Source organism: Conyzicola nivalis (genome assembly GCF_040548875.1).
GTDB lineage: Bacteria > Actinomycetota > Actinomycetes > Actinomycetales > Microbacteriaceae > Conyzicola > Conyzicola nivalis_A.
Genome location: NZ_JBEPSJ010000001.1, coordinates 90448 through 108584, shown reverse-complemented (window position 1 = coordinate 108584; position 18137 = coordinate 90448). Strand labels below are relative to the sequence as shown.

Sequence of the window (18137 nt, the reverse complement as noted above, 5' to 3'; positions counted from 1 at the left end):
CTACCCTGTTGGGTATGGCCAGATCACATCTCACTCTAGCCGCGCTCGCGACCTCGGCTGTCGACGACCTCGACCTCGTTGCCTCGTCGAGCTTCGGTTCCCAGCAGAACAACGAATTCGATTCCGCCCTGCTGACCGCCCGCGACGGTCGGCACCTCATCATCCGGGTGCCCCGCAACGAACGCGCCGAGGCCGAGCAGTCGGCCGATCTGGTCGCGCTGCGCGCCATCAGCGCGGGAGTGCGCACCCGGCTCCCCTTCGCCGTCTCCACCTACGTCGGACAGGTTCCCGTCTCCGGCACCCGTGGCATCGTCTACGAATTCGTCTACGGCACCAAGGTCGGCCTCGGCCGCCTCGACGCCGGTCCTACCGGACTCGCCGCGTCGATCGGCGCGTCGATCGCCGCCGTTCACGCTCTGCCCACGAGCTTCGTCGCAGACGCCGGACTGCCCGTGATGCAGGCGAGCGAGTGCCTGCGCGCCGCGGTGAGCGTCATGGACCGCGCCAGCGCCACGAGCCTCGTCCCGCCGCCCCTGCTCGGACGCTGGGAGCGCGCGACAGAAGACGGCAAGCTCTGGCAGTTCCAGCCCGCCGTCATCAACAACTCGCTCAGCGCCGACTCCTTCCTCTCGTCGGACGGCGTGGTCACCGGCCTGCTCGGCTGGCAGGACCTGCGCGTCGGCGACGCCGCCCGCGACCTGTCGTGGCTGCTCGGCGCACCGGAAGAGGTCGCCGACAGCGCCTTCGACGCGTACCACGCGGTGCGCGGATCGGGCGATCGCCACCTGCGCCAGCGCGCCAAGCTCTACGCCGAGCTCGAGATCGCGAAGTGGCTGCTGCACGGCACCGAGACCCGCAGCACCGAGATCGTGGATGACGCGGTCGAGATGCTGAGCGCGCTGGTCGACTCGACCCTCAACGACGTGATGAACCCGCTGAACCCGCAGACCATGGAGGTCATGGCCGTCGAAGACGTCGAGGCCCTGCTCGACCGCACCGAGCGCGCGGTCTGACCCGTTCCTGACCGGGGCGGGTCAGCGACCGGTCGTGCTCGCGCGCCAGAGAGCCACGAGCTCGTCCTCGTCGAAGATGCGCGCCGGCGTCACCACGCGGTCGTCGGCGACGAAGTAGAACACCGCATCGATGAGGTCGATGTCGATGCCCGCCCAGCGCGCGTAGGCGAGCCGGTAGAGCGCCAGCTGCAGCTGTTTGTTCTCGAGGTCGGCCGCGTCGCGCGGCGCCTTGCCCGTCTTCCAGTCGACCACCTGGTACCGCTCGCCGTCGAAGTACACGGCGTCGATCTTGCAGATGACGATGCGGCCGTCGAACGGCAGGTGGATCTCGCGTTCCACGTCGACCGGTCGGCGTCCCGCCCACACGGAACGCGAGAACGTCTCCTGCAGGCGCACGAGCTCCGCGTCGTTCGTGATCTCCCCGGTCGCTCCCCCGTCGTCGAGCTCGAGGGCGAACGCGTCGAGCTCCTCGCTGGTACCACCCATTCCGTAGCGCTGCTCCACCCAGGAGTGGAAGAGCGTTCCGATCTGGGTCGCCTTGTACGGCCGCTCTGGCATCGGGCGCCGCAGGGCGGAGGCGACGACGGCCGGCTCGGTCACGAAGTCCTTGAAGCGCGAGGCAGACACACGCGCGGGGATCTCGACCAGCCCGTTCGCCCCGATGCGCCGCTCGCGTTCGCGCAGCAGCAGCGTCAGGTCTTCGCTCCACCGGCCGCCGTCTGACGGCGACCCGTTCTCGAGAACCGCACGCACCGCATCCGCCCCGGCTTCGACCCGGCGTCGCCGCACGCCGAGCGGGTCGACCGGCCACTGTACGTACTCCGGCTCGCTGCCGAGCGGGTTCTCCTCGTGCTCGCTCTGCACCGGGAGCTCGTCGATCACGCCGGCGTTCTCGAGGTCGAGCAGGAACTCGCTCGGGGTGCGCGGCTTCGCCTGGGTCGACCAGAACGACCCGCTGAGCAGCAGCGAGTGCCTGGCCCTCGTCACGGCCACATACGCGAGACGGCGCTCCTCCAGGCGGTGGCGGGTCTCGAGGTCGAGCTTGAACTGCTTGCGGTTGTCGTCGAACTCCTTCTGCGTCTGGATGCCACGCCAGCGCAACAGGGGCAGCTCGCTCGCGTCCCCGCGGAACTCGTACGGCAGTGCGCCGAGCGACAGCCAACCGTTGTACCCGTCTTTCGCCGCTCCCGGCAGCTCGCCCTCGACGAGGCGCGGAACGGAGACGATGTCCCACTCGAGACCCTTGGAGCCGTGGATGGTCAGCAGCTGCACGGTTCCGGGTTCGGGGTCTTCGGGGCGTGGACCGAGACTGTCGCGCCACTCGGCCACGGTGAGCCAGCCGAGGAAGCCGCCGAGCGAGGCGTTGTCGTCGCTCGACAAGTAGCCGCCGAGCGCGTCGAAGAACGCCTCGAGGTTGGCGTTGCCGAGCGGCAGCCGGTCGTTGGCCGCGACCTCGATGTCGAGCATGAGCTCCTGCTCGACGAGCGTGACGAAGTCGGCGAGCTCGAGGTTGGCCCGCGACCGCAGCCGCGCGAACGTCGATCCGGCGTCGCGCAGGCGCTCGAGGCCCACCTCGCTGAAATTGCGCAGGGCGCCGTGCTCGCCCCGGGAGTGGGCGATGAAGTCGAGCGCCTCGACGATCGAGCCGCCCTCGCCGTCGGCGACAGATGCGCGCATCGCCTCGCGCAGATCGTCGTCGAGGGGCTGCTGGGCGTAGTCGCGGTCGCGCAGCCACGACGCGAGCCGGCTGAGCGCGTGCACGTCTTGCACGCCGATGCGCCAACGCGAGCCGGTGAGTAGCCGGATCAACTGGGATCCCGCCGTCGGGTCGTTGACCACCCAGAGCGCGCTCACCAGGTCGACGATCTCGGGCTCCTGCAGCAGACCGCCGATGCCGAGCACGTGGTACGGCACGCCGGCCTCGTCGAGCGCGGCGGTGAACACCGGCAGGGTCGACCTCGTGCGCATGAGCATCGCGGCGGTGCGCTGCTCCCCCTTGCCCGACGGCACGGCGAGCTGCGCCTTGAGCCAGGCGGCCGCGGCAGCCGCCTCCTCGGCGACCGTCTCCTCGAAGACGACGGACAGGCTCTCCGCGGATGCGGCGGGGCTGGCCGTGAGCGACCCCACTTCGACCTTCGTGACGAGGTTGAGTTTCTCGACGAGCGCGTTCGCCGCCGCGAGGATCGAGTGGCCGTTGCGCCAGCTCGTCGACAGGTCGAACTTCGCGACGGGCTCGAGCCGGTTGAGGCTCGAGAAGTCGCTGGGGAAACTGCCCAGGTTCGCGGCACTCGCGCCGCGCCATCCGTAGATCGACTGGTGGGGGTCGCCGACCGCCATTACCGCGTGGTCCGCGAACAGAGTCTTCAAAAGCCGCGTCTGCACTACGGACGTGTCCTGGTATTCGTCGAGCAGCACCACGGCGAATCTGGTGCGCAGGTCGTCGGCGATCTTCGGCACCCGCTCGGTCGCCAGCAGGGCGAGGGCGACCTGGTCGGAGTACTCGACGAGACCGCGGTCGGCCTTTGCCGCGGCGAACGCGTCGGCGAGGTCGAGGAGCACCGGCAGGCCCTGCACGGCCTCGACCGCCTTGCGCACGTCGGGGTAGCGGGCGTTCGACCGTCCGCCATAGGGCAGTTCGAGCACCGATCCGAGTTCGGCGACCATGCGGCGCACGTCGTCGGAGTCGCCCTCGATCTCGCTCAGCTCGTGATTCAGGGTGATGACGGCCTTGGTGACGACATCGACGCTCTTGTCGAGATCGGCGATGCGCTCGTCGCGGCTGGCCACCACGATCGAGCGGGCGAGCTGCCAGCTGGATGCCTCGCTCAAGACCGCGGCGTCGCTCTCACGCCCGATGAGGGCCGCGTTGTCGCGGTAGATGGAGTTTGCGAAGGAGTTGTAGGTGGCTACGGTGGGCGCGTCGAACACGTCGTAGTCGTCGCCGACGAGTCCGGCCGCAGCGAGCTGCTCGATGCGTTCCCTGATGCGTTTGGCGAGCTCTCCGGCGGCCTTGCGGGTGAAGGTGAGGCCGAGCACCTCGCTCGGCTTCACCATGCGGTTCGCGAGCAGGTAGAGAACCCGGTTCGCCATCGTCTCGGTCTTGCCGCTGCCCGCTCCCGCGATGACGAGGGCGGGTGCCAGGTCGGCCTCGATGACCGCCTGCTGCTGCGGGGTGGGCGGATTGCCGCCGATGGCCGCGGCGATCTCGAGCGCGCTCACGCGTGTGGTCACGTTCAGGTCGAGCGTCATGCGCTCACCGCCTTCACCAGGTGGATGCGGTATTTGGGATCGTTGCCCGAGCCGTAGCTGTCGAGGTTGAGCACGCCGGCGAATTCGGCCGCGGCCATGCCGATCGCGGCGAGCTCGATGCGACGGCGCAGCTCGTCGAGCTCCTCGCCGACGAGCGGGCCCTGCACGGCCTCGCGGTACAGCTTTCCGCCCTTGCCCGACGACACGTAGAGCAGCTTCGCGCCGCCCGGCCGGTGGCCCTCGGGCAGCTCGATGTGCTCGAGCACGCCGTGGTCGTAGGCGAGCTGGTAGGCGCCGAGCTGGGCGTTCGCGTCGATTCGCGACTGGTTGGTCTCTGCCCGGCCGGTCTTCAGATCGACGATGACGATCGCGCCGTCGTCATGCTGCTCGACCCTGTCGATCTTGCCGTTGAGCTTTCCGCGGCCGACGACCACGCTGAACGCGGCCTCCGGGGCGACGAGCGTGCGGTCGGCCGCGGCGAAGTCGTGCAGGTACTGCGACAGTCCGGCGGTCAGCACGCGCGCGGCCCTGCGCTGCTTCTCGGCGAGCCACGGCGACTCGAACACGAGCTCGCTCCACCGCGACTCGACCGCCTGCCAGAGCGCCTCGACGGAGGGGTCGGTGGCGGTCTCCATCGCCCAGTGCACGATCGTTCCGAGGCCCATCGCGGTGCTGGTCTGCGATCCGCTCATCACGTCGATGAACCAGTTGAGCGGCGATGCCTCGAAGGCCTCCAGCTTCGACGGCGAGACGCCGACCGTCACCTCCGGGTCGTCGAGGTCGTGCAGCGGGCCCGTCGTCGACGGCTCGAGCAGACCGTGCCACTCGGCGGGGTCGGCGCCGGGCACACGTTCGACGGCCAGCCGGGCGAGGGATGCCGCGGCGTCGGCGCGGTCTCTCTCGGCCAGGGCCGCCGAGACCTCGGGGCGGGGGCGCACGAGCTCGCGTCGCAGCCTCCCGGTGACCCCGCGGAGGGAGAGCGGATGCCACTCCGTCGAGTCGAGGGCGACCCCGACTCCGTTCGGCACGAGACCGAAGAGCACGGACGCCGCCTCGTCTTCGTTCGCGACGGCGCTCAGGATGACCTGGGTGTCAGCGCGGGAGACGGCGAGCGCGAACATCCGCAGCTCGTCTCCGAGCACCTGCTTGCGGTCGTCGATCGCGGCGCCCCCGTCGTCGCTACGGGTCGCGGCGAGGGTCGACTTCGACGCCTCGACGAGCGCCTGCGGGTAGAGCAGCGACCCGCGCACGCGCAGGTTGGGCCAGACGCCCTCTTGGAGTCCGGCCACCGCCACGACGGCGAACTCCATTCCCACGGCGCCGGAGGGGGTGGTGACCAGCACCGACTCGTCGTTCGTCTGAGGCGCGAGCGTGTCTTCTGGCACCTCCGCGCCGAGCAGGTCGTCGATGAACAGCCGCGCGCCGTCGTTGGGGCGGCGCTCGGAGAAGCGTCTCGCCGCGGTGAAGAGCGCCATGACGCCGTCGAGGTTGCGGTTCGCGTCTGCCGCGGTGAGGCCGGTGCCGAGGGCCTGGTCGAACCAGAGGCCGGCGAGGCCGCTGCGCTCCCACACCAGCCAGAGCAGTTGCTCGATCGACGCGTCGGTCGCCGCGAGCTCCGCCGTTGCGGCGAGGGTCTTCGCCACACGGTCGGCGTTGCGGCCGATGCGGTGGTCGATGGTCGCGAACCGACCGGGCGCGCCGAGCGCCTCGACGAGCAGCTCGTCGCTGCCGCGGTTGCCTCCGCCGGCGAGTTCTTCGGCGCGCAGGGCGACACGCAGCCGCCGCAGGGCGAGGCGGTCGAAGCCGCCGAATGGGCCGAGCAGCATCTCCGCGGCGAGCGGCGGGGTGAGCGGGGTGCGGCCGAGCGCGACGTCGACGACGGCGAGGAGGCTGCGTGCCGCGTGGTCGTCGCGCAGAGCCGAGCCGCCCGCGAGCGTGCGGGTGGGCACCTCGGCGAGGGCGAGCACCCGGGAGATGGGACGGACGAGGGAACCGGTGCGCACGATGACCGCCATGCGGCCGAACGGGATTCCCCGCAGGAGGTGGTGCTGGCGGAACAGCCGGGCGATCGCGGCGACTTCGCGGGCCGGTGTGGCCGCGTGCACGGTGACGACGGGCTGGTCGAAGGATTCCCCGCCCGCGACAGCGGCGTGCTGGCGACCCGCCGCGGCGGTGCCGATGCGGTCGGTGACGGCGCTCGTGAGCGCTCGCAGGTGGGCACCCTGGCGGTGTGCGGTACTGAGGATGAAGGTGTGCAGGCCGGGCACCCCGAGTCGGGTCGAGAGGGTGCCGAGCGCGTCGCGCTCCCCGCTGCGGAAGGCGTTGGTCGCGACATCCGGGTCTCCGAACGCGACGACGGCGACGCCGCGGGCCACGAAGGCGCGCAGCATGGCGATCGTGGCCTCCGTCGTCTCTTGAAGGTCGTCGACGATGACCAGACGCACCCGGTCGAGCCGCTCGCCGATTGACCCGTCGGCACCCAGAGCCGTCGTCGCGAACGCCATCAGCTCGGCGGCGTCGAGGGCGTTCTGCTGCATCGAGCCGAGCACGCCGAGGTACTCGTCGATGAAGTCGGCGGCGGCGACCCACTCTTCGTGGTCGTGCCGCGCGCCGAGCAGGCGCAGCCTGTCGGGCGAGATGTCGAACTCGGTGGCCCGCATCATGAGCTCGCGCAGCTCGGTGCGGAACCCGCCGAGCTGCCGCACCTCGGGCGCGAGCAGCGCCGGCCAGGCGGGGCCGGTGCCCTCGTCTATGTGGCCTTGGAGCAGTTCTTTGATGATCTGGTCCTGGTCGCCGCCGGTGAGCAGCTTCGGGCGCTCGGCGCCGGCCAGCCGGGCGGCGTGCTGCACGAGCTCGAAGGCGACGGAGTTCGTCGTTCGGGCGATCGGCCCGTTGGTCGCGACTCCCAGGCGGAGAGACAAGGTGTCGCGGAGGCGGGTGGCCGAGGCACGGTTGGGGGTGAGCACCACGATCTCGTCGGCGCCCCAGCCCTGCTGCAGCACCCGTCGGGCGACAAGCTCGACGAGCGTGGTGGTCTTGCCCGTTCCCGGGGCGCCGATGACGGCGGCGGATTCTCCTTCGGGCAGCTCGACGACCGCCTGTTGGGAGGCGTCGAGAAGAGCCGTCGTGGGTGCGGTCGTGCTGTCGCTCGGCTGCACGAATCCCCGGATGGTCACGGCTTACACGGTACCGTCAGGCACCGACACCGCCGGTCAGGTTATGCCGGTAGTGAACGTGTCGGCCCCCGCGGGCACCGTGTCGTAATCTTGGCTCGTGGACATTCGCATCGGTATTACCAACAGCCCCCGTGAGATCAACTTCGAGTCGTCGCAGACGGCGCAGGAAGTGGAGACGATCGTCGCGACAGCGCTCGAGTCGGACAGCAAGTTCATCAAGCTGGTAGACAGCAAGGGCAAGCTGTACATCGTGCCCGTCGCCGGCATCGGCTACATCGAGATCGGCTCCGAGTCGACGCGTCGCGTCGGGTTCGTGGCCTAACCATGGAGCTGTTGTTCGTCGTCCTCATCGCCGCGGGCGTCGGCTTCATCCTCCCGTTCGTGTTGCGCGGTCGCGAGACATACGGCGTGGTGCTCCCGGCTGCGGTAGCCGCTGCCGTGGCATCCGTCGTCTGGGTGGGCCTCCTCTGGCTCGGCTGGACGTTCGACGGCGGCTGGATCTGGGCCGTCAGCCTCGTCGCCGGTTCTCTCGCCGCGCTCGCTGTCGCGTTGGCCCTCCCGCCGCGTCGCCGCGAGTCTGACCGTGCTCTGCTCACCAGGCTCTCCGGCGGGCGCGCGTAAGAGCACCAGCGCCGCGAGTCGTCGCGTGTGGGGTCATTGCGGCGTGAGCCAGCCCGCTTGGTGACAAGTCGCGGGCCGCGACATGCGCTGCCGCGGGCCGGTCTGCGACTAGGCGGTGAGGCCGAGCGCGTCCATGCGACGCGTGTGCGCGGCGATGAGCTCGGTGAAGACCGGCTCGATGCGCGCCTCGTCGCTCACGGTGTTCGCGCTCAGCGCGAGAGTCGACCGCGCGACGAGCATCGTGTCGCCGACGAGACGGCGGCCCCACATCGCGAGCCGCGACGCCAACAGCGTGTTCTCGTCGATCGACCGCCTCACCTGCTCGGCGAGCAGCTCCGAGCCCGAGTCGGCGCGCAGCACGGCCGCGACCCTTCCCGCGTAGTCACTGGGGAGCCCGGAGGCCAGGTGCACGAAGAAGTCGTCGAGGAAGCCGGCGGTGATGTGGCAGGCCAGCAGCTCCTCGTGCCAGTCGGCGCCCTGCGTGGTGCGCTGGTACTCGTCGATGGCGGCGGTGAACGGCTGCATCACCGCGCCGGGCTCTTCGCCGTGGCGACGGATCTCGGCGGTGAGTCCGTGGTGCTTGGCGAGCGAGAGGGCGGCGACCCGGCTCAGGGTCTCTTTGGCCTCGGTCGTCGGTGCCAGCGCGAGCGTGCGGCCCAGGTTCTCGAAGATGGTCAGTTGCAGGTAGGCCGACTTGCCGAGGAAGGTGAGGAGGTCGGGCGTGAGCTCGGCGAGGTCGACCTTCAGGGCCGGTTCAGCCTCGGAGCGGGGACGCAGTCGTGGCACCTCGGCGCGCTTGCCCTTGCGCGAAAACCAATTGACCACGAGCCCAGCTTAGAGGCATGCGACAGCGCCGGCCGCGCGGCTGATGCCCTTTCACAGGCGCGACGGCTAAACTAGCGCCATTGCCCCCCATTTCTGGCGGGGGCTCTACGCCCCAGGAACAAGCGGGCGTACTCGACCGTAAGGGCACTCGTACATTGACATTCGCTGATCTCAAGATCGACCAGGACATGGTCGACGCACTCGCAACCAAGGGCATCGTCGAGCCCTTCCCCATCCAGGAGCAGACCATCCCCATGGGTCTCGCCGGACAGGACATCATCGGCCAGGCCAAGACCGGAACGGGCAAGACGCTCGGCTTCGGCCTCCCCCTGCTTCAGGAGCTCGGGCTCAACCCGGCTCCCGGCGTGCAGGCTCTCGTGGTCGTCCCGACCCGCGAGCTGTGCGTGCAGGTCGCCGAAGACCTCACCCTCGCGGCATCCAACCGCTCCACCCAGGTCGCGGCCATCTACGGCGGCAAGGCCTACGAGGGCCAGGTCGAACAGATCAAGGCCGGCGCGCAGGTCATCGTCGGTACCCCCGGCCGCCTGCTCGACCTCGCGAGCCAGCGCATGCTGTCGCTCAAGGACATCAAGGTCATGGTGCTCGACGAGGCCGACAAGATGCTCGACCTCGGCTTCCTCAGCGACATCGAGAAGCTGTTCGCGCAGACCCCGGCAACCCGCCACACCATGCTGTTCTCCGCCACGATGCCCGGCCCGATCGTCGCCCTCGCGCGCCGGTTCATGAACAAGCCGATCCACATCCGCGCCACCGACCCCAACGAGGGCCTCACTCAGGCGAACATCAAGCACGTCGTCTACCGCGCGCACTCGCTCGACAAGGACGAGGTCATCTCGCGCATCCTGCAGGCCGAGGGCCGCGGCAAGACCGTGATCTTCACGCGCACCAAGCGCGCCGCCGCGAAGCTGGTCGAAGAGCTGAACGACCGCGGCTTCAACGCCGCAGCAGTGCACGGCGACCTCAACCAGGACCAGCGCGAGCGCGCCATGGCGGCGTTCAAGGCGGGCAAGAAGGACATCCTCATCGCCACGGATGTCGCGGCTCGAGGCATCGACGTGAACGACGTCACCCACGTGATCAACCACACGATCCCCGAAGACCACGACACCTACCTGCACCGCGCGGGCCGCACCGGGCGTGCAGGCAAGACCGGCATCGCCGTGACGTTCGTCGACTGGGACGACATGCACAAGTGGTCGCTCATCAACAAGGCGCTCGAGATGGGCATCCCCGAGCCGATGGAGACCTACTCGTCGTCGCCGCACCTCTACGTCGACCTCGAGATCCCCGAGGGCTCCAAGGGCCGCCTCAAGACCGCGGGCCCGCCGCGCGTTCGCGAGCCGCAGGCGGCTTCGGGTTCGCGTGACGGCGGACGTGACGGCGGCCGCGGCGGTCAGCGCTCCGGCGGCGACCGCAACGGCGGCGGACAGCGTCCGCCCCGCACGAGCACCACAGGAACGGCTCCCGCTGCGACCCCCGCGGCCGACGGCGCGGCCCGCCCGCCCCGCAGCCGCAACCGCACGCGCACGCGTCGCCCGTCGACGCCCGCGGCCGAGTAGCCGCCGGCTCGACACGCTCGACTCATGAGACGGGGTCGGCCCGCCAGGGCCGGCCCCGTTTTTCGTGCCCGCACCACCCCACACTCGACAAGACCTCAAATACACGCCAGTATCTGACCATGACCGATGCCAGCGTGGACTCCGCGCCCCCTCTCGACCAGCCCCACTACGGCATCGGAGTGGTGGCCGCCGTCAAGAGGTTCTTTCAGAAGTACTCCACCTTCTCGGGGCGTGCGAGTCGCTCCGAGTACTGGTGCGTCGTGTTGGCCTTCGGCGCCTTCTCGATCCCGCTCAGCATCCTCAATGTGATCGCCGTGTCCGCGGGCGTCACGATCGACGCATCGAGTCCGCTCTTCGCGGTGGCAATGGGGATCGCGGTGCTCTTCGGACTCGCGATCATCGTGCCGCACATGGCACTCACCGTGCGTCGACTGCACGACGCGAACCTTTCCGGCCTCCTGTATCTGCTCAATCTCGTGCCGTACCTCGGCAGCCTGTTGCTCGCAGCCATCGCCGCCCGGCCGTCCAACCCGCACGGTGCCCGTTTCGACGCGGTGCGATCAGCGACGGACGCCCCGCTCGACTCGCCGGTGGGCGGCTAGAAAGGGCGCGCGCCCGACGTCGCGGCAATGAGCCGGTCGAGCACCTCGGGCGACGTCGAGTTCTCGGCGAGCCGGTTGGGCTTGCCCTCGCCGTGGTAGTCGCTCGACCCGGTGACCGCGAGGTCGAACATCTCCGCGAGCTCGAACAGCCTCGCGCGACCGCTCTCGGTGTTGTCGCGGTGGAAGATCTCGACGCCGAACAGCCCGGCCTCCTTGAGTGTGCGCATGTGCTTCTCGTCGATGACCCATTCGCGGCCGCGGGTGCCGGGATGCGCGAGCACGGGCGCGCCTCCCGCGGCGACGATGAGCTTCACCCCGTCGAGCGGGGAGGGCGCGTAGTACTTCTCGTAGTAGCCGCTGCGCCAGTGCAGGATGCTCGTGAACGCCGCGCTGCGGTCGACGACGTGGCCGCGCGCCACGAGCGCGTCGGCGATGTGCGGACGTCCGATGGTGCCGCCCTCGATCGACTGCGCCAGCACGTCGTCCCAGGTCAGGTCGTAGTCGGCGGCGATGCGCTCGACGATGCGTTCGGCACGGTGCATCCGTCCGTCGCGAATGAGCGCCGTCTCGCGCAGCACCGCGGCGTCGGTGGGGTCGAAGAGGTAGGCGAGAACGTGCACGCTGGCCGGGCCGTGATTGGTGCTGAGCTCCATGCCGGGGATGACGGTGAGCGAGGAGCCGGATGCCGCGGCCTCGGCCTCTGCCCAGCCGGCGGTCGAGTCGTGGTCGGTGAGCGCCACAGCGCCGAGTCCCGCGGCGATGGCGGCCTCGACGAGCTCGGCGGGCGTCTCCGTGCCGTCGGACACGCTGCTGTGCGTGTGCAGGTCGATCGGTCCGGTCATTGTTCAACTCTATTGCGGCCGGGATCGCGCCGACGACGCCCGCCCAGCACGAACGGGTATGGTGAGGGGCCATGTTTCGCCGAGTCCTTGCCGCCGTCGTCCTCGTAGCGGTGGCGGCGACGCTGCTCGTCCTCGCCTGGCCGCAGCTGTTCGGCCTGCAGCGCGCCTTCGGGATCGCGCACGTGATCTCGTTCCGCGCGGGCGCCGCCCTCATCGCGGTGGGACTCATCGTCATCCTGACTCTGCTCGGCCTGCTGAGCCGCACGGTGCGTCGGTTCGCCTCGAGCCTCGCCCTGCTGCTTCTCGTCTTCGCCCTGGTCAACGCCGCCGTGCTCGGCACCCGCGGCTTCGGCGACACGTCGTTCGAGACCCCGAACGACTCCTCGCTCACCGTTCTGTCATGGAACACCCTCGGCGACGAGCCGGGCGCCGCCGCGGTGGCGAAGCTCGCCCTCGACTCCGGCGCCGACGTGCTCACCCTCCCCGAGTCGACGAAGGAGTTCTCCTTCGAGGTCGCCGCGATCATGAAGGACGCCGGACGGCCGATGTGGCTGGAGACCGCGGCGTTCGACCAGATCTCGAAGTCGCGATCCACCTCCGTGCTGTGGAGCGCCGACCTCGGCGAGTACACGATCGACGAGACCGTCGGCGCGACCTCCGTGCTGCCCAGCCTGGTGATGCGACCCGACGACGGAGACGGTCCGGTGATCATCGCCGTGCACGCCGTCGCGCCACTGCCGGTGGAGTTCGAGAACTGGCGCGCCGACCTCGCCTGGCTCGGCGACCAGTGCTCGGGCGACAACGTGATCATGGCGGGCGATTTCAACGCCACACTCGACCACATGAGCGGTCTCCAATCCACCGGCTCGACGAACCTCGGGGACTGCGCCGACGCCGGGCTGGCGAGCGGCAACGGCGCCGTCGGCACGTGGCCCACGACCCTGCCTGCGCTGCTCGGCTCCCCCATCGACCACGTCATGGCGACCGAGAACTGGCGGGTGGCCGGCATGCGCGTCGTGCAGGACCTCGACACGGCCGGCAGCGACCACCGCCCCCTCGTGGTCACGTATACGCCCGCGGACGGCTAGCGCACCCCCGAAAGGGACGTGGACAACACCGATCCGCCTCTGCGAGCATCGGATCAGGACCATCCGAGCAGCGGGCGGCCGGAAGGATGTGGCCCATGTCGGCCTCCGAGCAGCTCACCGCACCCCGCGACATCGAGACGCTCACGCTCCACACTCCGGACGCCGCCGACAGCTGGCAGCCCGTCGCGGCCACCGCGCACGTCGGCACCCGTCAGTCGTCGGACTCCTTCCTCACGATCCTCCCGGACGATGCGCACCAGGGCACCCCGCGCGGCGCCAGACGCCAGACCTGGCGGCGCTGACGCCCCCGGCGCATCCGCACCGACGCCCAGCCGCGTAGGGGCACAATAGAGGCATGGCTGACAACACGACCGACGCTCCGCGCGCCACCTCCAACCGTTCCACCACCCCGGTCTCCTCGTCGTTCAAGGACTACATCTCCTCCGGGTGGGCCGAGCGAACCACGGCCGACCCCGCCCCGCGCGAGCAGGCGCCGTTCGCCGCCGCGCGCCGCGACCGCATCTCGGCGCTACACCCGGGCAAGCGCCTCATCGTTCCGGCCGGCGCCGCGAAGGTGCGCTCGAACGACACCGACTACCCGTTCCGCGCGCACACGGCATTCGCGCACCTCACCGGCTGGGGCGCCGATGCCGTGTCGGACAGCGTGCTCGTGATGGAGCCCACCCCGACCGGCCACGAGTCGACCCTGTACTTCCGCGAGGCCGCGGGCCGCGACTCCGACGAGTTCTACGCGAATCCCGACGTCGGCGAATTCTGGACCGGGCCGCGCCCCTCCCTCGCCCACGTGGCCGCCGACCTCGGCCTGGCGACCGCGAACCTCGACGGCTTCGCCGACGTGCTCGACCAGATCGACGCCGACACCCTCCTCGTGCGCGGCGCCGACCGCGACGTGACCGACCAGGTCGACGGTCGCCGGCTCCTCGCCGCCGACGCCGACGGCGTGGAGAACGACGGCGACGCCGAGCTCGCCCGCGACCTGAGCGAGCTGCGACTCGTCAAGGACTCCTACGAGATCGCCCAGATGCGGCTCGCGGTCGACGCGACCAAGCAGGGCTTCGACGACGTCATCGCCGACCTTCCCCAGATCGTCGCGCACGAGCGCGGCGAGCGTCTGGTCGAGGGCACGTTCAACCGTCGCGCCCGCGCCGACGGCAACACGGTGGGCTATGACACGATCGCGGCATCCGGCCCCCACGCCTGCATCCTGCACTGGACCCGCAACGACGGCCCCGTCGTTCCCGGCGACGTGATCCTGCTCGACGCCGGCATCGAGCTGGAGAGCTACTACACGGCCGACATCACCCGCACGCTGCCGATCAACGGCACCTACACCGAGGTGCAGCGCCGGGTCTACGACGCCGTGCTCGAGGCGGCCGACGCCGCGTTCGCGATCGTGCGTCCCGGCATCCGCTTCCGCGAGATCCACGCCGAGGCCATGAAGGTCATCGCAGCCAAGACCGCCGAATGGGGCCTGCTGCCGGTGAGCGCCGAGGAGTCGCTCGAGCCCGACAACCAGTTCCACCGCCGCTACATGGTGCACGGCACCAGCCACCACCTGGGCCTCGACGTGCACGACTGCGCGCAGGCCCGCCGCGACCTCTACCTCGACGGCGTGCTGGAGGCCGGCATGGTCTTCACGATCGAGCCGGGCCTGTACTTCCAGCCCGACGACCTCACCGTGCCCGAGGAGTATCGCGGCATCGGAGTGCGCATCGAAGACGACATCCTCGTCACCGACTCCGGCGCCGAGAACCTCTCCGTGGGCATCCCGCGCACGGCAGACGACGTCGAGGCGTGGCTGGCGCGCTAGCTACTTTCTCGACAACCGGTCGCGGGCGGCGGCGAGAGCCTGCCGCTCGCGTTTGCGTGCCTCGCGCAACTGCTTCTCCGCCTCGCGTCTGGCCTTGGCCGCCTCACGCACCTTGGGCTCGCGCTCGGCACGGTCGAGCAGCGGGTCGACCGGCTCCGGCGGCGCGCCCTTGCGCCCCGCGAAGTAGCCCTCGACGCCGTCGATGATACGGGCGAGGCCGAAGGGGAATGGACTGGGGCCGGCCGGCCCGAACACTCCCGCGTGCAGCGCCTCGTAGACCGCGGGAAACTCCTCGGCGGTCACGAGCTGCTCGAGCATGGCGCTGCCCCGCGCGTCGATGTCGTCGGGCGTGATTCCCGCCTGTCGTGCCGCCTCCTCGTAGCTGCGCGACACCAGCCCCTCCCAGCGAGACTGAGCCATCACCGCGAGCACGATCGACAGCCGCTCGTGCTGGTCGAGGGGTGTGCCGGCGAGCGTCTGCAGCGCCGCGTCCAGCCAGGCCAGGTTGTTCGGGGTAGCAGGCGTGCCCGCGATCGGCACGTCGAGCAGCCACGGGTGACGCCCGTAGACGGCGGTCTGCTCGGCCGCCCATAGCGAGAGTCCGGCGCGCCATCCGGACGCCTCGGCGATGGTCTCCGGCGGAACCCCGATGCCCCGCTCCTGCATCAGCATGACCAGGTCGTCTTTGGCCGTCACGTAACGGTAGAGCGACATGGTCGTGAATCCGAGGGCCGCCGCCACGCTCGACATCGACACGGCCGAGAGCCCTCCCGCGTCGGCGATGTCGACCGCCGTGTCGACGATGCGCTCGATGCTCAGCTCGCGCTTGGGACCTCGCTGGGGGTTGGCGGCCACGCCCCAGGCGAGTGCCACCGCGTGCGGCAGCTCGGGTTCGGGTGTCACGTCGTTCATCGGGTCCCATCGTAGGCGTGCTTGACACGGCGAGACTTAACTGTGTATGACTTAAGCAGTTCACTATGCGCCATAAACAGTTTATGGCCTAAACACGAATATCGAAAGGACGACCATGACATCGACGATCACCCTGAGCGGGGTCGAGAAGGCGTTCCGCGGAGTGCGGGTGCTCGACGGCCTCGATCTCGCCGTGCCGCGCGGAAGCGTGTTCGCGCTCCTCGGCCCCAACGGCGCCGGCAAGACCACGATCATCAACATCCTCTCCACACTCGTCGCCCCAGACGCCGGCACCGCCATCGTCGCCGGCTTCGACGTCGTGCGCGACGCCGAGGAGGTGCGCCGGCGTATCAGCGTGACGGGACAGTCGGCGGCGGTCGACGAGATGCTCACCGGAGAAGAGAACCTGCGCATGATGGCGCGGCTCAGCGGTCTCGGGCGGGTGCAGGCGGTCGAGCGGTCGCGCGAGCTGCTGGCGCAGTTCGACCTCGAGGGCGCGGCGCGGGCGCGCGTCGGCTCTTACTCGGGAGGCATGCGCCGACGCATCGACCTCGCGATCAGCCTGCTGCGCACTCCCCCCGTCGTCTTCCTCGACGAGCCGACGACCGGGCTCGACACCCGCAGCAGGCAGGAGCTCTGGCGCATCATCCGCCGGCTCGCCGTCGGCGGCGCGACGATCCTGCTTACGACGCAGTACCTCGAGGAGGCCGACCAGCTCGCCGACCGCATCGCCGTGCTCGACCACGGGCGCATCGTGGCCGAGGGCACGCCCGCCGAGCTAAAAGCCCGCATCGGCGGCGAGGTGCTGAGCGTGCACGACGCCGCGGGCGCCGTCCTGCGCGACATCCCGATCGACGGCAGCATCCAGGGACTGCGGGACGCGCTCGCGACGGTGGAGACCGCGGATGCGACCTCCGTGTCGCTGCGCAGTCCCAGCCTCGACGACGTGTTCCTCGCCGTCACCGGGCAACCCGCTCCAGCCCGCACCGAACCAGAACTCATCGACAGCAAGGGATGACGACCATGACCACCACCGACCAGCGACCGGCCTACGTGCCGCTCCCCCGCCTCGCTCCCCTCGTCGCGGAGTCGACGTTCGTGCACCGCAGCCTCCTGCACACCGTGCGCACCCCCGACGCGCTGATCATGGCGATCGCGCTGCCCGTGATCCTCATGCTGATGTTCACGTTCGTCTTCGGCGGCGCCATCGATCCCGGCGGCGACTACGTGAACTACGTCGTGCCGGGCATCGTCCTGCTCTGCGCGGGTTTCGGCGCAGCATCCGTCGCCGTCGACGTCGCGAGCGACATCACCACCGGCATCATCGACCGCTTTCGGACAATGCCGCTGCGCGCGTCCGCAGTGATCACCGGGCACGTCGTGGCGAGCCTCGCGCGCAACCTCGTCGCCACAGCCATCGTGGTCTCGGTGGCGGTCGGCGTGGGCTTCCGTCCGACAGCCTCGCCGCTCGAGTGGCTGGCGATGTTCGCGCTCGTCGCGCTGTACATCCTCGCGATCACGTACCTGTTCGCGGCGATCGGCCTCGCGGCGTCCAGCCCCGAGGCGGCGAACGGCTACGGCTTCGTACTGCTCTTCCTGCCGTACATCTCGAGCGCGTTCGTGCCCGTCGACACCCTGCCGACCTGGCTGCAGTGGATCGCCGAATACCAGCCGCTCACCCCGATCATCGAGACGATCCGGGCGTTGCTGCTCGGCGCGGACGTCGGGCCGACCGTGTGGGCGGCGCTCGCGTGGTGCGCGGTCATCCTCGTCGGCGCCGTCGGCTGGACCGGGTGGCTGTTCCGCCGCCGGGCGGGCAGACGCTAGCCGCCTAGTCCCACCAGGCCGGCATCATGGCCATCAGCACGTCGGCGACGCGGTCTTTGTCCCACAGCTCCGACGTCGCGGCGAGGGCGATCGCGCCGACCAGCCCGTTCGCGACGAATGCGGCGACGAGGGCCGGATCGCCCGGCACCCGGTCGGGGCTCACCGAGTCGCGCAGGTGCTGCAGGCACGACACCTCGAGGTGCGAGGCCAGGACGTGCTGCGTGGTGCCGTCGGTGCGGTCGCTCAGCGCCAGGCGGTACACCGGCAGGAACCGATCGATGTGGGCCGCGGTGGAGGCGACGGCGTCACGCGTGATGAGGGACGGTTCCCGCTCCCCCGCTGCCCGCTCCTCGGCGTCCACGCGGCGCACCTCGTCGAGGTCGCTCGTGAGGACGCTCGCCAGCAGGGCGGACGGCGACGAATGGTGGGCGTAGAAGGTCGCCCGATTGATGCCAGCCTCGCGGGTGACGTCGGACACGGTGATGCGCGAGACGGGCTGCTTCGACGCCAGTTCGACGATGGCGGCATTGAGCGCCGCCGCGGTGTTCAGGATGCGTGCGTCGACCATGCG

Annotated in this window: 16 protein-coding genes; 10 read left to right on the top strand and 6 right to left on the bottom strand. The window is 70.1% G+C overall.

The features are described from left to right. The first annotated feature begins 14 nt into the window (after nt 1-14). Nucleotides 15-1013 (top strand): phosphotransferase, encoded by a 999-nt coding sequence (locus ABIE21_RS00530; RefSeq protein WP_354022835.1) that lies wholly within the window; start codon nt 15-17, stop codon nt 1011-1013. Between the two features lie 21 nt (nt 1014-1034). Here the strand turns inward: ABIE21_RS00530 and ABIE21_RS00525 are convergent, their stop codons facing one another. Further along, nucleotides 1035-4262, bottom strand: a complete 3228-nt coding sequence (locus ABIE21_RS00525; RefSeq protein WP_354022834.1) for an ATP-dependent DNA helicase — start codon at nt 4260-4262, stop codon at nt 1035-1037. Beyond that, nucleotides 4259-7438, bottom strand: a complete 3180-nt coding sequence (locus ABIE21_RS00520) for an ATP-dependent helicase (protein WP_354022833.1) — start codon at nt 7436-7438, stop codon at nt 4259-4261. Before ABIE21_RS00520 ends, ABIE21_RS00525 begins: the two co-directional genes overlap by 4 nt. Nucleotides 7439-7535: 97 nt before the next feature. Here ABIE21_RS00520 and ABIE21_RS00515 point away from each other — a divergent pair, with 97 nt between their 5' ends. Beyond that, on the top strand, nt 7536-7760 hold the full coding sequence (locus tag ABIE21_RS00515; RefSeq protein WP_354022832.1) for a DUF3107 domain-containing protein: 225 nt from the start codon (nt 7536-7538) through the stop codon (nt 7758-7760). A gap of 2 nt (nt 7761-7762) precedes the next feature. Next, a complete protein-coding gene (locus tag ABIE21_RS00510) occupies nt 7763-8059 on the top strand; it encodes a hypothetical protein (RefSeq protein ID WP_354022831.1) in 297 nt (98 codons plus the stop codon). Between the two features lie 108 nt (nt 8060-8167). On the opposite strand, the gene ABIE21_RS00505 is transcribed toward ABIE21_RS00510, so the two are convergent. Next, nucleotides 8168-8884 carry a ferritin-like fold-containing protein gene (locus tag ABIE21_RS00505; protein ID WP_354022830.1) on the bottom strand — a complete coding sequence of 239 codons (717 nt, stop codon included), beginning with the start codon at nt 8882-8884 and terminating at the stop codon, nt 8168-8170. Between the two features lie 155 nt (nt 8885-9039). Here ABIE21_RS00505 and ABIE21_RS00500 point away from each other — a divergent pair, with 155 nt between their 5' ends. Beyond that, nucleotides 9040-10464, top strand: coding sequence for a DEAD/DEAH box helicase (locus ABIE21_RS00500; RefSeq protein ID WP_354022829.1), 1425 nt, complete (start codon nt 9040-9042; stop codon nt 10462-10464). 119 nt (nt 10465-10583) lie between these two features. Further along, on the top strand, nt 10584-11066 hold the full coding sequence (locus ABIE21_RS00495; protein ID WP_354022828.1) for a DUF805 domain-containing protein: 483 nt from the start codon (nt 10584-10586) through the stop codon (nt 11064-11066). On the opposite strand, the gene ABIE21_RS00490 is transcribed toward ABIE21_RS00495, so the two are convergent. After that, complete coding sequence (locus tag ABIE21_RS00490; RefSeq protein ID WP_354022827.1) at nt 11063-11908, bottom strand: PHP domain-containing protein; 846 nt, start codon at nt 11906-11908, stop codon at nt 11063-11065. The two genes, ABIE21_RS00495 and ABIE21_RS00490, sit on opposite strands and share 4 nt — an antisense overlap. 71 nt (nt 11909-11979) lie before the next feature. Here ABIE21_RS00490 and ABIE21_RS00485 point away from each other — a divergent pair, with 71 nt between their 5' ends. The 3 genes from ABIE21_RS00485 (at nt 11980) to ABIE21_RS00475 (ending at nt 14827) form a co-directional block, all read left to right on the top strand. Then, on the top strand, nt 11980-12996 hold the full coding sequence (locus ABIE21_RS00485; protein WP_354022826.1) for an endonuclease/exonuclease/phosphatase family protein: 1017 nt from the start codon (nt 11980-11982) through the stop codon (nt 12994-12996). A gap of 95 nt (nt 12997-13091) precedes the next feature. Then, nucleotides 13092-13298 (top strand): hypothetical protein, encoded by a 207-nt coding sequence (locus tag ABIE21_RS00480; RefSeq protein ID WP_354022825.1) that lies wholly within the window; start codon nt 13092-13094, stop codon nt 13296-13298. Nucleotides 13299-13351: 53 nt separating this feature from the next. Beyond that, nucleotides 13352-14827, top strand: coding sequence for an aminopeptidase P family protein (locus tag ABIE21_RS00475; RefSeq protein ID WP_354022824.1), 1476 nt, complete (start codon nt 13352-13354; stop codon nt 14825-14827). Here ABIE21_RS00475 and ABIE21_RS00470 read toward each other — a convergent pair whose 3' ends face one another. Next, complete coding sequence (locus tag ABIE21_RS00470) at nt 14828-15739, bottom strand: TetR/AcrR family transcriptional regulator (RefSeq protein ID WP_354022823.1); 912 nt, start codon at nt 15737-15739, stop codon at nt 14828-14830. Nucleotides 15740-15854: 115 nt separating this feature from the next. On the opposite strand from ABIE21_RS00470, the gene ABIE21_RS00465 reads away from it, so the two are divergent. After that, nucleotides 15855-16757 carry an ATP-binding cassette domain-containing protein gene (locus ABIE21_RS00465; RefSeq protein ID WP_354022822.1) on the top strand — a complete coding sequence of 301 codons (903 nt, stop codon included), beginning with the start codon at nt 15855-15857 and terminating at the stop codon, nt 16755-16757. Between the two features lie 5 nt (nt 16758-16762). Continuing rightward, nucleotides 16763-17566, top strand: coding sequence for an ABC transporter permease (locus ABIE21_RS00460; RefSeq protein ID WP_354022821.1), 804 nt, complete (start codon nt 16763-16765; stop codon nt 17564-17566). 4 nt (nt 17567-17570) lie between these two features. On the opposite strand, the gene ABIE21_RS00455 is transcribed toward ABIE21_RS00460, so the two are convergent. Then, nucleotides 17571-18134, bottom strand: a complete 564-nt coding sequence (locus ABIE21_RS00455) for a TetR/AcrR family transcriptional regulator (RefSeq protein WP_354022820.1) — start codon at nt 18132-18134, stop codon at nt 17571-17573. Nucleotides 18135-18137 lie beyond the last annotated feature (3 nt).